Source organism: Winogradskyella sediminis, assembly GCF_003387355.1.
Taxonomy (GTDB): Bacteria; Bacteroidota; Bacteroidia; order Flavobacteriales; family Flavobacteriaceae; genus Winogradskyella; species Winogradskyella sediminis.
Window position 1 is genome coordinate 337,567 of sequence record NZ_QUNH01000002.1, and the last position, 14,688, is coordinate 352,254.

At 33.3% G+C, this 14,688-nt stretch carries 16 protein-coding genes; 1 reads left to right on the plus strand and 15 read right to left on the minus strand.

Annotation, left to right across the window (positions count from 1 at the left end; all coding sequences use genetic code 11):
• Window positions 1–4: 4 nt before the first annotated feature.
• From C8N41_RS08860 to C8N41_RS08870, 3 genes are read right to left on the minus strand one after another with little or no spacing between them, the layout of a single operon-like run.
• The gene (locus C8N41_RS08860; RefSeq protein ID WP_115839006.1) at window positions 5–619 is read right to left on the minus strand and encodes an arsenate-mycothiol transferase ArsC; all 615 of its coding nucleotides are present in this window, start codon (window positions 617–619) and stop codon (window positions 5–7) included.
• 24 nt (window positions 620–643) lie between these two features.
• Window positions 644–1,117: a DUF6428 family protein gene (locus C8N41_RS08865; protein WP_115839007.1), complete on the minus strand. Its 474-nt coding sequence runs from the start codon at window positions 1,115–1,117 to the stop codon at window positions 644–646.
• Between the two features lie 20 nt (window positions 1,118–1,137).
• Window positions 1,138–1,470, minus strand: a complete 333-nt coding sequence (locus tag C8N41_RS08870) for an ArsR/SmtB family transcription factor (RefSeq protein WP_092443726.1) — start codon at window positions 1,468–1,470, stop codon at window positions 1,138–1,140.
• A 181-nt stretch (window positions 1,471–1,651) separates the two neighbouring features.
• Between C8N41_RS08870 and C8N41_RS08875 the strand changes: the two genes are divergently transcribed.
• Window positions 1,652–2,497 carry a DUF2911 domain-containing protein gene (locus C8N41_RS08875; RefSeq protein ID WP_115839008.1) on the plus strand — a complete coding sequence of 282 codons (846 nt, stop codon included), beginning with the start codon at window positions 1,652–1,654 and terminating at the stop codon, window positions 2,495–2,497.
• Between the two features lie 55 nt (window positions 2,498–2,552).
• Here the strand turns inward: C8N41_RS08875 and C8N41_RS08880 are convergent, their stop codons facing one another.
• The 12 genes from C8N41_RS08880 to C8N41_RS08935 all read right to left on the minus strand — a co-directional run bounded on the left by C8N41_RS08880 (window position 2,553) and on the right by C8N41_RS08935 (window position 14,631).
• Complete coding sequence (locus C8N41_RS08880; protein WP_115839009.1) at window positions 2,553–3,533, minus strand: Gfo/Idh/MocA family protein; 981 nt, start codon at window positions 3,531–3,533, stop codon at window positions 2,553–2,555.
• Window positions 3,533–5,341: a sodium:solute symporter gene (locus C8N41_RS08885; RefSeq protein WP_115839010.1), complete on the minus strand. Its 1,809-nt coding sequence runs from the start codon at window positions 5,339–5,341 to the stop codon at window positions 3,533–3,535. Before C8N41_RS08885 ends, C8N41_RS08880 begins: the two co-directional genes overlap by 1 nt.
• Window positions 5,342–5,511: 170 nt before the next feature.
• Window positions 5,512–8,031, minus strand: a complete 2,520-nt coding sequence (locus C8N41_RS08890; protein ID WP_115839011.1) for a PIG-L family deacetylase — start codon at window positions 8,029–8,031, stop codon at window positions 5,512–5,514.
• Between the two features lie 182 nt (window positions 8,032–8,213).
• Entirely contained in the window at window positions 8,214–9,293 is a 1,080-nt protein-coding gene (gene corA, locus C8N41_RS08895; RefSeq protein ID WP_115839012.1) for a magnesium/cobalt transporter CorA, read from the minus strand.
• 5 nt (window positions 9,294–9,298) lie between these two features.
• Entirely contained in the window at window positions 9,299–9,829 is a 531-nt protein-coding gene (locus C8N41_RS08900) for a mechanosensitive ion channel domain-containing protein (RefSeq protein WP_092447693.1), read from the minus strand.
• A gap of 52 nt (window positions 9,830–9,881) precedes the next feature.
• Window positions 9,882–10,820 carry a septum formation inhibitor Maf gene (locus C8N41_RS08905; protein WP_115839013.1) on the minus strand — a complete coding sequence of 313 codons (939 nt, stop codon included), beginning with the start codon at window positions 10,818–10,820 and terminating at the stop codon, window positions 9,882–9,884.
• Window positions 10,821–10,904: 84 nt separating this feature from the next.
• Complete coding sequence (locus C8N41_RS08910; protein WP_115839014.1) at window positions 10,905–11,498, minus strand: Maf-like protein; 594 nt, start codon at window positions 11,496–11,498, stop codon at window positions 10,905–10,907.
• Between the two features lies 1 nt (window position 11,499).
• Entirely contained in the window at window positions 11,500–12,429 is a 930-nt protein-coding gene (locus C8N41_RS08915) for a geranylgeranylglycerol-phosphate geranylgeranyltransferase (RefSeq protein WP_115839015.1), read from the minus strand.
• A gap of 7 nt (window positions 12,430–12,436) precedes the next feature.
• Window positions 12,437–12,748 carry a hypothetical protein gene (locus C8N41_RS08920; RefSeq protein ID WP_115839016.1) on the minus strand — a complete coding sequence of 104 codons (312 nt, stop codon included), beginning with the start codon at window positions 12,746–12,748 and terminating at the stop codon, window positions 12,437–12,439.
• Between the two features lie 41 nt (window positions 12,749–12,789).
• A complete protein-coding gene (locus tag C8N41_RS08925) occupies window positions 12,790–13,323 on the minus strand; it encodes a KdsC family phosphatase (protein ID WP_092443706.1) in 534 nt (177 codons plus the stop codon).
• A gap of 10 nt (window positions 13,324–13,333) precedes the next feature.
• Window positions 13,334–13,852, minus strand: coding sequence for a hypothetical protein (locus C8N41_RS08930; RefSeq protein ID WP_115839017.1), 519 nt, complete (start codon window positions 13,850–13,852; stop codon window positions 13,334–13,336).
• On the minus strand, window positions 13,849–14,631 hold the full coding sequence (locus tag C8N41_RS08935) for a Rossmann-like and DUF2520 domain-containing protein (protein WP_115839018.1): 783 nt from the start codon (window positions 14,629–14,631) through the stop codon (window positions 13,849–13,851). Before C8N41_RS08935 ends, C8N41_RS08930 begins: the two co-directional genes overlap by 4 nt.
• Window positions 14,632–14,688: the final 57 nt, after the last annotated feature.

Genomic DNA, 14,688 nt, shown 5'->3' on the forward strand with positions numbered 1-14,688 from the left:
GTAATTATTTTGTAATGTTTGAAAACACATATTTTAGTTCAGTAGCAATTTGAAGGCTACGTTCCTCATATTTTTCCAATTGCTGTGGCGTATCATCAAATGCTTTTGGATCTTCATATGTAATGGGTATTCGTTTCTCTGCGCCTGCAATAAATGGACAGCCTTGATCTGCACTAGAACAGGTCATGATTGCTGTAAACGATGACATCGGGTTAAATTGTGCATCAAAGGTTTTTGAAAAACCAATAACAGGATGTGCATTTTTCGAAAATTTAATACTGTAAACTGGGTTCCTACCGTTAGATAGCATTTCAATTTTAAATCCAGTGTTTTCAAGCGTTTTGGCAACCACAGGAAAAAGCGCTGTCGCTTCTGTTCCGCCAGAATAACAATACACATTATTAATATCAAAATAAGTAGCCATAACCTGGGCCCAAACTTGAGATAAATGACTGCGACGCGAATTATGTGTACAAATAAAATTTAAGTTTATAATAGCATTCTCACTTACTTTTTCTTGAATAAAATCTATAAGTGGTTGTAAAATAGTTTTTCGTTCTGCAGCAATAGAATCAAAATTTAATTGTTCTATTTGGCTTTCAATAGATTGGTATATCATAATGTTTGTGTAAAAAATTAATGATTAACAACATCCAGAATCAGGTCCACAACACGAAGCGGCTTGATCTTGTAATTCCGATAATTTTAATTTTGGTTTTGCTTCAGGAATTCCACATTTATCCTTTGCCAAACAATCTGTAAGTTTTGTGGTCAGTAAAAAATGCTCTCCATTAAAGTCTAAACCATATTTTCCGATAGTCTCTCCTTGGTATTCTACCTCTATGTCTAAGTCTTCAATTTGTAATACTTTTTCTGAAAGCTCAATAATACTTAGTAATTTTTCAGGATGTAATCTATGATCGTAATCGTCAGCTTCCCAAAGTTGAAAATTAGCAACGTTTTCGGTACGTACTGTGCCACCGCAATCAATAAAATGTTTTGATATTTTACCTACTTCGGTAACGTGGAAATGTCTTGGTACTAAATCTCCGTTTGGTAACTGAAACGCAATAGTATCTAATGCTTTTAATTTTGATTTAATTTCTGATAGTTTCATAAATGTCAATTTTTATAATGTTAACAACATGTATTAGTGTCTTCGAGATCTTTATCTAAAAAGGTAGAGAAGGTCGTTTTCATAGCTGACCAATTTTCTTTATCAATACAATAACAAACGCTTGTGCCTTCAATATTGCCTTTAATTAGTCCTATTTTCTTTAATTCTTTTAAATGTTGAGAAATTGTGGGTTGTGCTAAACCAATTTCATCTACTAAATCACCGCAAATACACGAATCAATTTTAAATAAGTGTTCAAGAATTGCTATTCTTGCCGGATGACCAAGAACTTTAGCGATGCTAGATATTTCATTTTGGCCTACTGTAAAAATTTCTGATTTAGTGACTCCCATAGTTTGTAATATTATTATATTGCAATATTACGATGAAAGGATGTGAATTCAAATTATTTTATTAATTATTTTTAATTCGGAAGGTTGTCTATGGTTGACTTTAAGATTTTATTAACATCTCTAGCTTAGGTTAAGTCGTAATTTTACAAGTGAAAATTAAGAACACTTAACACAAAAAAAAATGAAAAAATTAGTACTATTAGCATTTGCTTTAACTTTAATGTTTTCCGTAAATGCACAAATTGAAACACCACAACCAAGTCCAGCAGCAAAGATTGAGCAAGTTGTTGGTTTAACTGATGTCTCTATTGAGTATTCTCGTCCTGCTATGCGAGGTAGAGTTATTTTTGGAGAACTTGTACCTTATGGAAAAGTTTGGAGAACTGGAGCCAATGCAAGAACTAAGGTTACATTTAGCGAAGATGTTATAATAGATGGTACAGATCTTAAAGCGGGAACTTACGCTATTTTTACAATACCACAAGCTAAATCTTGGGATGTTGTATTTTATACAGATTTTAATGGAGGTGGAGCACCAGCTGAATTAGATGAGTCTAAAGTTGCTGTACGTGTTACAACACCTGTGTACCCAATTGAAATGGATATTAAATCATTTACTATTTCTATCGATGATATTACCAGTAGTTCTGCTGTTATTGGCATTATGTGGGAGAAAACTTATGTTGGTGTAGAATTTAAAGTACATACAGATAAAGCAGTATCTGCTGCAATTGATAAAGTAATGTCAGGTCCTTCTGCAAACGATTATTATGCTGCTGCGGTATATAATTTAGAAGAAGGTAAAGATATCGTAAAAGCAAAAGAGTGGATTGATAAGTCTATGTCAATGACTAAAGAACCAACGTTTTGGCAGTTACGTAAGCAATCTTTAATCTACGCTAAGGCTGGAAACAAGAAGGAAGCCATTGCGATAGCAAAAAAATCATTGGCAGCTTCAAAAGAGGCAAAAAATGCTGACTATGTTAAAATGAATGAAGATTCTTTAAAAGAATGGGGGGCGAAGTAATTCTAAATATATATTAAATTCAGAAGCGTAACTAAATTTTTTAGTTGCGCTTTTTTTATGGTGTGTATTCTAAACCAATCAATGTTCTAATTTGATCTAGAGTTCCAATCAATTGTTTGCTTTTTTCAAAAGTCATAATATCACTTTCAGTTTTACCAGTTCTAATGAGTTGATTAAAATGCTCAATTTCGTAACTATAGCCAATGGTGTTATAATCGAATTCTATTAAGTTAGAATTTCCTAAATGATCAATTAATGTGATAGATGACGGCTCATGAAAACGGCCATTTATTTTTATGGTGCCGTGTTCGCAATGAAATATGGCTTCGGTATTTGTTTTTTCCAATAATGTACTTTTTAAATGTGCAGTAACCTTGTTATATTTAAATTTAATAAGGCATTCAGAATCTGCACCAGAATCGAAAAACTGAGCATTAGCCTCAATGCTATCTGGTTTTCCTAACGATGAAAGTGCAGCAAATACTGGGTAAATTCCAATATCTAACAAACTACCTCCTCCAACGGATTTATCAAAAACTCTTGAAGATTCATCATACTTAGGGTGAAAACCAAAATCAGCTTCAAGCTTCAGGATATTACCGAAATGCTTTTTTTTAAGTAAGTCTAACGTATATTGGTAATGTGGCAAGAAAACGGTCCACATGGCTTCCATTAAAAGTGTACTTTTTTCTTTTGACAGTTGAATCATGTCTTCAACTTCTTGCAAGTTCATGGCAAAAGGCTTTTCACATAATACTGCTTTTTGGTGATTTAAGCATAACATAGAATGTGCTTTATGAAAACTGTGTGGTGTCGCTATATAAATTGCATCGATTTGAGGATCTGTAACTAAATCTTCATAACAGCCATACGCCTTATCTACATTAAAAGTTCTACCAAATTGTTGTGCTTTATCTAGATTTCGAGAAGCAATGGCATATAAGTTAGAATTTGAAACCTTATTTAGATCGGTAGCAAATTTAGAAGCTATTTTTCCAGCTCCGATAATTCCCCAATTTATAGTTTTATTATGCATTAAATGGCTTTTTTAGGAGAGAGTACTTGTAAAATGTGAGCTATTGTAATTACAACAATACAACCAAATAAATTGAGCCATAAGTACGGCATCCAATCTAGCCACCATCCGATAACTACTATAACTTGTGTAATTAATGCTCCGACAAAAACAGCATTTCCTTTAATATATTTAAAGAAGAAAGCCAATAGAAATATCCCCAAGACATTACCATAAAAGATAGAACCAATGATATTAACCAACTGGATTAGGTTCTCCGCTAAATCTGCAAAACAAGCAATAATAATGGCCACAATTCCCCAACCTAAAGTAAACCATTTGGTCATTTTCACCATATGATCATCTCCTTTATCTTCTTTTAAGTTTCTTCCATATAAATCAATAGACGTAATGGTTGCAAGCGCATTAATTTCGGAAGCAGTAGAAGACATGGCAGCTGATAAAATAACAGCAAGTAACAAACCAATGAGTCCTGTAGGTAAATTGTTTAATATAAATCGAATAAACATATAATCTCTATCATTAGTCTGCGTGTCTTTTGCGGCATCTTTATACAATGCTTTTAAGTCTGCAGATTTTGAAAGATAGGCTTCACTTTCGGGATTCGCTTTTAAGGCTTCGACTTCATTTTGTAAAGTATTATAAGTTGCTGTGTATTCAGCGTCAACGGCTTTTTTAATTAAAAACTTAGATTCTGCTCGGTAGGTTTTTTCAATACTATCAAGCTGAAATAATCTGTTTTTTAAACTGGCATCTTCACTTTTAGATAAAGCTAAACTCACGTTTTGTTTTTCATTAAATAATGTGGTTTGTTTATCTTGAAGTGCTCTATAGTCATCGCCATAGTCTGAAGCTAAAACAGTTTGCTCCGATTTGTCTATAAAGTTTAAAGGCGAAGGGTTAAACTGATAAAACACAAATACCATAACACCTACAAGTAGAATAAAGAATTGCATTGGTACTTTTAGCATACCATTAAACAGAAGTCCCATTTGCATTTCTTTCAGTGATTTACCAGAAAGATAACGCTGCACTTGACTTTGATCTGTGCCGAAATAGGAGAGCATTAAGAATGTTCCACCAATAAGGCCTGTCCAAACAGTATATCTATTTTCTAAATCGAATGAAAAATCTAAAACTTTCATTTTTCCTGTGGCACCAGCAATATCAATGGCATCTCTAAACGAAACTTCTTCAGGGATTAAATTAATGATGATAAACAATGCCGCAATCATACCAGCGAAAATCACAAACATTTGCTGTTTTTGAGTAACGGTTACGGCTTTGGTTCCACCAGATACGGTATAAATAATTACGAGTACACCAATTATAATGTTGAGTGTTACAATATTCCAACCTAAAACGACTGATAAAATAATAGCAGGTGCAAAAATGGTAATTCCGGCTGCTAAACCACGTTGAATTAAAAAGAGGATGGCTGTTAAACTTCGGGTTTTAAGATCGAAACGGTTCTCTAGAAACTCGTATGCGGTATAGACTTTAAGCCGATGGTAAATAGGAATAAATACCAGACAAATAACAACCATAGCAATCGGAAGTCCAAAATAAAATTGAACAAATCCCATGCCGTCAGCAAAAGCCTGACCTGTGGTAGATAAGAAGGTTATGGCACTTGCTTGTGTAGCCATTACAGATAAGCCAATAGTCCACCATTGAGATGTATTACCACCTTTTATATAGTCTTGTGCATTTTTACGTCCTCTTGTTTTCCAAGTTCCGTAGCCCACAATGGTTGCTAACGTTACTATTAAAACTGTCCAATCAATCCAATCTAAAGTTTGCTGCATTTTATTGTTTTAAGCGAATGAAGCTGTGATAAAGTAAAATATGATGATATAAAGCGCATTAGCAATTAATACCGCAGTGTACATTTTACTCCATTTTTGTTTCGGTTGTTGTTGGTTTGGCTTACTCATTAGTTAGTGGTTAGGTTTGTAAGGTGTTATATCTAAATTGGCTAGTTTTTTAATGACGCTTCGTCTTGTTTACCAGCAGAAAGCAGATTTGCAAAAAGTCTATAGGCACCAGGAACACCTGCCGGAAATTCTCTAAAGAAACTGAGGCCTGTGTAAATATAGTTTCCTTTACCGTATTTTGCAACAAGCAGTGCTCCTTCTTTTGAGTTTTCACCTTTATCATTTGATGCCAACAATGGTGTAAATTCTTTGGACCAATTATCTGGAAAATATAAGCCGCGTTCTTGAACCCAACCTTCAAAATCGTTTTGGTCTATTTTATTTGGATAATTCAGAATCTGATGATTGGGCTCTAAGATGCGAATTTCAGCATTTTCATCGGTAACACGGTCCCTAGAAATATGCAAGTCGTATGGAGCTAAATTATTGACTTTAATACCTCTATTGGTATTGTATTGAATGATTAAGTTACCACCTTCTTTTACATACTCTAACAAAAAACGTTGTTTAAATACAAGATCTTCTAGAATATTATAAGCTCTAATACCTACTACAATAGCATCGAAGTCGTCAAGGTTTTCTGGTGAAATTTGTTCGGGTGCAATAACGGTAACGTCGTAACCAATTTGTCTTAAACTTTCAGGAACCACATCTCCGGCACCTTCAATATAGCCAATATTATTACCTTGTTTTTTGATGTCTAAACGTACCACTTTACTTTTACTTGGCATTAATACGGTTTGGTATGGAATATGAGCGTAATCAATTTCTATAATCTCGTCGGTGTATACTTCGCCATCAATGTTTACCATTGGTGTTATTAAGCCTTCGCTTTGGTTATTTGGAGGAATTACTGTAAAAATTACTTTTTGAATATCTCCTTTATTAGTAATTGCAATACGTTGCTTTTTAGGATATACTTGCCAATCATTAGGATATGCCATTTCTACATAACCCTCAATATGATTTTTACCTGCTTTTACAGTTACTTCGATGTCTTTTTGCTGGTTGTTTTCAAAGATATAAACGTCATCACTTAAACGAGCGGAAGCCACAGGAATAATTTCAAAAGGACGATATAATTCACCTTTATCTGGCTTAGAATAGCGGTAAACGACAGGCTTAGTAATAGTTAAAGGAGTACCTTCAATTAATAGATTAAAATCTACGGAAACGGCTCTCGGAGTTTCCGGTAAACCAATTAAATTTTGATCGGTTACACTGTACATTCCTAAGGTGCTTTGCTTATTTAGCCAATACGGTGTTGTGTAGTTACTATTACTCGGAATGGTGATACTTTCTTCAAAATTTAGTTTTTGATTAGATACTAAAGACATATTCTTAGTGACTCCGGTGTGTAATGCGGAAAGTGTGTAGGACACTAAATTAATATTTGTAGTACTTCGGTTTACCACTTCCATTTCTAAATTAACAACAGCATTGGGTGCTGCATTAGGTGTATTTGCAGAAGCTTCGAGATATAAGCCTGTGCAAGCTTCGATAATAGTTTTTAGCTCTTTGGTTTTAATGGCTTTCCAGTGCTCATCTTCTATAGATTGAAGTAGTTTGTAGGCTTCTAATAGTTGAGGTAGATGTGAGGCAGGATTCTTAAAATTGAAATCAGTTTCTACAGATTTTAAAATAGTTCCAATGGCTTTTCCGCCAGCGACACGGTTCCATGACGTATCGATACCTTCAAAAATATTGTCACTATCATTTAGTGCTTCACCTTTTAAAAATTCAATGTATTCTTGTTGAGAACCACGTTGTAGTAAACGACCAAATCCTTGACACAAATGCTGACTGCTAGCTAAGGCAGCCACTTCGTTATTAGACATGCCTTTAGAAGGGTAGTAGACTCCAACATCAAATGAGAGCATATTGCTTTTGTCTAATTTATTAAACGCTTCTTGACTTCCATATCTCCACCAAGAGGTGTTGTAAAATAAACGCTTGGGTTGCCAAGTTGCTGTGTATTCAAGTTGTGTTGGGTAGGCATCGTTATTATCTGCCAGATCAAACGCTTCCATGCTTAACATTGCTGAAGCGGTGTGATGACCATGGGTTTTTCCTGCTCGTCTGTGGTCGAATCGATTAATAATAACATCGGGTTTAAATGTTCTAATAGTCCAAACAACATCTGCTAAAACTTCATCTTTGTCCCAAATTTCTAAGGTTTCATCCGGATGTTTTGAATAGCCAAAATCATTGGCTCTAGAAAAGCGTTGTTCGCCACCATCTACACGTCTTGCAGCTAATAATTCTTGTGTTCTTATAACACCTAAAAGTTCTCTAATTTCTGGACCAATAAGGTTTTGACCTCCATCTCCACGAGTTAAAGATAAGTAAGCCGTACGTGCCTTAACTTCGTTAGACATATACGAAATTAAACGCGTGTTTTCATCATCAGGATGTGCGGCTATATAAAGTACCGATCCCAAAACGTTTAGTTTTTGAACAGCTTCGTAAATTTCTGAAGAATTGTAGGTTTTTGGTTGTTGCGCTTTTAATGAAACGATAGAGCTTAAAAAAAGCACTAGACAGAGTCTAAGTTGAAACATGAGTTGACTAGTTAGATGTGTTTCAAATATAGAAAAGATAGTAAGCTCTATACTTTCTTTTAGATTTTTTTAACGATTTAAATACCTGAAATTTTTAGGTGATTTGTTGTCTTTTATAGCATAGAAATTCCTTTTAGAAATTGAAGCACCTTTTTCTCTATGACTATTTTATTAAATTAAAGTTACAACCATTTTTTTCGCTTAAAATACACCAACATTAGTATGAACATTACAAACATAACACCAAGAAGAATGAAGTAACTGTATTTGTAATGGAGTTCTGGCATGTGGTCAAAATTCATTCCGTAGATACCTGCCAGAAAAGTTAATGGAATAAATATGGTTGAAATTATTGTGAGTACTTTCATCACTTCATTCATTTTGTTGCTAATGGTTGTCATATACATATCCATTAAACTCCATATCATTTCGCGATAGATGTCTATATTTTCTGAAACCTGAATTAGATGGTCATAGATATCTCTATAGTACGTTAACGTTCGTTCGTAAATTAAAGGGTGTTCTCCTTTTTCTACACGATTTATAATTTCGCGAAGCGGAAATATAGCACGTCGTACTTTTAAAATTTCACGTTTTAATTGTTGTACTTCAATATTAATATTGTCTTTGGCTTGGCCTTGAAATAAGTCTGTTTCTAAATCTTCAATTTTATTACCAAGCGTTTCAATGATACTAAAATAGTGGTCTACAACAGCATCGATTAAAGCATATAGTAAATAATCTGATTTTAAACCTCTAATGCGTCCATTACCATGTCTTATTCGTTCTCTAACGGTATCAAATACATCACCTTCAGATTCCTGAAATGACAGTACATAATTTGGTCCTAAGACCAAACTAACTTGTTCTATAACCACATTTTCATCCTTATCATAGTACAACATTTTAAGGACGATAAATAGGTAATCATCATATTCGTCTATTTTAGGACGTTGTGTAGTGTTTACTATATCTTCTAAAACAAGTGGATGTAAATTGTACTGTTTTCCAATGGACTCTATCTCTTCGAGAGCATTTAATCCATCAATATTTATCCAAGTTACAGAATTAGTTTCTTTATATGACTTAGCGTCTTGGATATTGGTAAGTGTATTTTCAGTTAGTGCTTCTTTTGTGTAATCAAAAGACTCAATGAGTAGTTTTTTTTCCGCTTTTTTTCCAGTGTACACTAAAGTACCAGGTGCTTTCCCTATGTGTTTTTTGTAGTTATGTGTGCGTTTTTTTTCGGTTTTCTTCCTCATAAATTTTAAATACTACTGTCGTCTAAAGCGTCTTTCTGTATTAAAGTTACGGCTTTTTGTAGAATTAGATTATTAGGGTAAGTGATTAAGTTACCATAATCATCTTTAATATGAATTTGAAAAGCTCTGATATCTTCTATAATTCCTATAATCGGGTCGTCTTTATCATGAATCTTTATTTTATCACCGACCTTATAAGGAAACGAGAAAAACATAATAACACCAGATGTAATATTGCTCAAAATAGACCAAATTGCAAAAAGACCAATACCCAACACAGCAAATATTGAAGAAAAAACAAGGGTAACGTCTCGGGTTTCTGCACCGAGAATAAAAGCTTCTATTAAGATGGCTAATAAAACCAATGTTACAGTAACGTAACGACCAATTAAGCCTGCTCTAGCTTCAGTAGTGCCACTTTTTGTTCCTATTTTTTTGACCGTAATAACAATGATCTTTCTTATAATAAAAAGCGTAATTAATAGTGCAAGCGTATATATAATTTGGTCCTGATAGGTGTTGATAAGTAATTTCATGTAAGGTGTATTTGGCGATGCCATTAATTTTAAAGTACAAAATAAGTGGAGCCTATTGTAGCTTTAAGGTATCTCTAAGTTTCTCATCAGCATTAGTTTTTTTGTTCCAATAATCAGATTTTAAAGTTTCTAATTTAGTTGCTTTGGTTGTTAACGTTTCGGATTTAGAACTGGTTGTGTTCACGGTAGTTTCTTCCCAGCCTTCAATATTAAAAGGAAACTTAGGATTGAATTGTATGGTTAATGTTCTATTTAACTCCGGAAATGATATCGTATAGCGATCAGCTTTTAGTGAAGCTATAGCTTCTTGAGGTTGTAATACATTGTGGTGAAGACGTGTGGATTCTAAAGACGGAATCACAGATATTTGTCCAACTGGAAGACTTTTTGGATCAATCCTTAACTTGGTCCATAATTCATTTTCTGTCCAAGTTTTTTCAAGATTAAAGTTTTGGTCAGCCTCTCCTTGAAAATAGGAATGCGATTGTATTTTGAATACTTCCCGATTGTTTAATTGCGTATACACGTGGCCACACCATTCTTGGATTGATGCCGAAATTTTAATAGCATGCTGATTGTTAGCGACAGGGTAAAATGTACTTTGCATTATGGAATACGGATAAATACCGGTATTAAAATTTTTAGTAGCGTTGAGTTTTAAAACAGGAATATTATTTTTACTATAGTTGTCGGCTTTTACCTGTTGTTCTGGTAAAAAATCTTCCGTAACAAAAACTAATACAGCTGTCCCTTTTCTTATTTCACCGTAACGTGCCTGCTCTAATTTATACGATGTAATTTCGGCTTCACCGTTATACCAATACTCTTTAAAATCTGAACTCAATGGTGTTTTTGGAGGTAATTCATCGGTTTTAGATGTTATATGTGTTTCTGGTGCTGTTGCCGTAATAGTATGTTCTTTGCAAGAAGTAATAATTATCAGCAATATGGCTATTGCATAATGGGGTTTAAGTAGTGTAATTCTTTTCATAACGCTTAGGTCTGTTTTAGTGCCTGTAGCTTACTAAAATGAAGTACAGAATAGTTAATCGTAGTTTACACTAAAGATAAGGTTCTAATTACGGTCCGCAATGCTATTTAACGTTTTGTAAAGTAAATGTGTAGGTAAGCCCACTACATTATTATACGAGCCTTCAATACTTGTGATTCCAATGGCTCCAATCCATTCTTGTATACCATATGCACCTGCTTTATCTAAAGGTTGATAAGTGCTTATGTAATGATTAATTTCTGCATCGGTAAGGGCTTTAAATGTAACTTTAGTGATAGTATTAACAACATCTTGCATAGACTTATGTGTAAAACAGATAGAGGTTACTACTTGGTGTGTTTTGTTGCTTAGTGATTTTATCATAAGGAAAGCCTCAGCTTCATCTTTAGGTTTGCCAAGCGCTTTACCCTCTAGCCATACAATAGTATCGCTCGTAATTAAAATGTCGTTAGTCTGAAGAGTTTCTAAAAAGGGTTCAGATTTTAGTTTTGATAAAAAATCTGTGATTTCTTCTTTTTTTAAATTTTCAGGATAAATTTCTTCAATAGGTTTTAGTCTAATTTCAAAATTGAGATCCATGGCTTTTAAAAATGCCTGACGACGCGGTGATGCTGAAGCCAAAATAATATTAAAGTCCTTAATTTTATCGTTTAACATTTTACTTTAGAATAATAAATTTATAGAGCATTAAAGATAGAATACCTGCAAGCATTACCCATTTTAAAATTAGACTGATGTGTTTATAATCAGTCTTGTTTTTGGCGCTAAAGATTTTTATACTTACATAAATTAATGGTGCGACCACTAAAACCAAGAAATAACCGACAACAATTTGCTGTTTAAACAAATAGGTGATCACATAATACACAATTGAAAATATAGGAACTAACGAAAGTATAAATAGAATTTTAGAGCTGCGTTCTCTTCCCAAAACAATAGGTAAAGTTTGGATACCTGCTTTATAATCCCCATCTATATCTTCAAAGTCCTTTACGATTTCTCTAATTAAATTAATCATAAAAGCAAAAAAAGCATAGTCTCTTATAATGTTTAGAAATGTCGTTTGAACAGCTTTATTATGTACATTCATCACCGGAATTAACTCAAATACGCCAACTAATAAGATGCTTAAACTTACTACTATTGATACAATGACGTTGCCGACAACGGCAATTTGTTTTAAGTACGAAGCGTACAAATAGAGTAGTGCAGAGGTTATAAAGAAGACAACGAAAAAAGTGGGTTTTCCTATGCCATTAGATAAATAAAAGCCTAAGCCAACACCTATAATATTGAGAACAACGAATAAGGTTGTCGCGTTTTTTTCTGAGATATGTTTGTTAATAATGAGCTGCTTCGGTTTATTGATTTTATCAGTTTCAATATCGTAGATGTCATTAATTATATAACCACCAGCTGCGATGCAAACAGTCGCTAATACTAGTAGAAAAAAATTAAAGTCACTTAAGGTAATAAGGACACCATGACTTTCTTGAAAAGGCAATAACAAACCATACTTTATTACATATTGCATTAAAGCAATTATAAGTAGATTTTTCCAACGGATTAAATTAAAAAAGTAATTCATTAATATTTTAGTGAGATAATCTTTTAGTAATGAGGTAATAGGCAATTAAAGCAATAATCAAAAATACAATAACGCTAATAATGGCTGTTTTTCTAAATAGTTTAAGCTCTTGCTGTCTTATTTTGTTTTTAATTTTCTGTTTGTCTTCTGTAGTTAAGTCTTTATGCAAAAAATGCATTTTGTAGTGAAGATGTGCTTCAAGGTCTAGTTTTTCCTTGTATTTAGAAAAAGGAATCGCTGATTTTTGGTTAAAAGTCGATTGACTATTACCAAAACCAATGTAACCAAATCCTGTACTGTGCCTTCTTCCTCCAGACATTATGTTAAAATTAAACGATGTGAGTTGTAACGAGGTACAATTTAGTCATATTTAGCGTCAAAATTACCATTCCATTTGCCTTGCACTTTCAGTACCTGCTCAATAACATCTCTTACGGCACCTTTTCCACCATTTTTATGAGAAATATATTTAGAAATACCTTTAATCTCAGGGACGGCATCTTGAGGACAACACGGCATACCAACCAATTTCATTACAGGAAAATCAGGTATGTCATCTCCCATATATAATACCTGAGATTTAGAAATATCATGACTCTCTAAATAGCTGTTAAGTTGTTCTATTTTATGATGTGCTCCTAGAAAAATATCTTTTATGCCTAAGCCAGCTAAACGTTTGCGAACCCCTTCATTTGATCCACCTGAAATAATACAGAGGTTAAAACCCGCATCAATTGCTGTTTTTAAAGCAAATCCATCTTTTATGTTCATAGTTCGTAGCATTTCGCCATCGGTTGTTACAGTTATAGTGCCATCAGTAAGTACACCATCAACATCAAAAATAAATGTGGTAATGTCTGCTAAATATTCTTTGTAACTTTTATCGTCGCTCATAAGCTTGTTTTCAAAGGTTTAATTTGGTTAATTGGTTAAATATATTAAAATAATGAAGGTCTGTTCGTAACTCAATATTTAGAATTCCATTTTTTTGTGAAATTTGAAATACTTCATTTGAAACTAATAAAGGATGAACTGTTTTAATAACTTCTTGGATAGTCTTAGATTGATTTTTTGCATTTAAAATATAGTTTTTGTGATTTTCAAGACATTTAAAATTAGAATTAAATATACCAACAATATTATCAGTAGAATGTTTTCTTCTTATGCTAAACGTTTTAGTATCCGTTGTTTGGGTTTTCCAAATAACAGAAACAAACAGGTTTTTATTTTTTAAAGATATTAAAGAACGATCGGATGTAAAAGTAGACTTTTTATACTCTAAAATCCATGGTTTAGGAGTTGTAATTTTGCCATGCAATACATAAGACCATGCATTAAATTTTTCAAAATTTAAGCAAAAGGATTCATTAAGTTTATAATAAGGAGACTGCTGCTCAATAAAGGTCGCATTAGATGTTATCATCTTTTTACCTTGTAATCACTAGAGATGTTATGGGTTTTTTTTATGGAAGAGGTAAGCATTTTATAAATTGCCTCATGTTCGTCTTTTTCTATAAGTCTTAGCTGCCGTTTTATGGTTTTTTTGTCATTGCGTTTAGCAGGACCTGTTTGGGCCATATAAGGTGACATTTGTTGAATTTTTTTTGCGGTTTCCGCAATTAAAGGGTGTAAGATTTGAAACTCAATATTTTTAGTCTCACAAATTTCATGACCAATTCTATACAATTGATTGGTGAAATTATTAACAAATACTGCAGCTAAGTGTAGGGTTTGTCGTTGTTCTGTTGTAATTTTGTGAGGCTTGCAACCAACTGCTTTTGCTAAATCTTTTAAGAGTTGTAGATTTTCTTTTTCATACACTTCAATACAAATCGGAACTTCGGTAAAATCAATTTCAGCAGTTTTAGAAAAGGTTTGCAACGGATAAAACACACCAATTTTATTCTTTTTATCTAAATCATGCATGGCCACACTTCCTGAGGTATGCACAACAAACCGATCGGTAAATAGCAAGTCTGAAGATAATTGCGCAATGCTATCATCACTAACAGCTATAATATAGATGTCGGCTTCTTTTAATGCCTCTAGCTGGTCTGTAATATCCACATCATTGGCATACGACGAAATAGAAGCACGTGTGCGATTATACCATTGTGTAACCGAAATGTTTTCAGAATTTGAAAAGGCTTTATATATATGCGTGGCAACATTTCCTGCGCCGAGTAATACAACTGATATCATGGTGTAAAAATACTAAGATTTCTTATTTTAAAATCATAAGTATAAGATTAAAAAGAT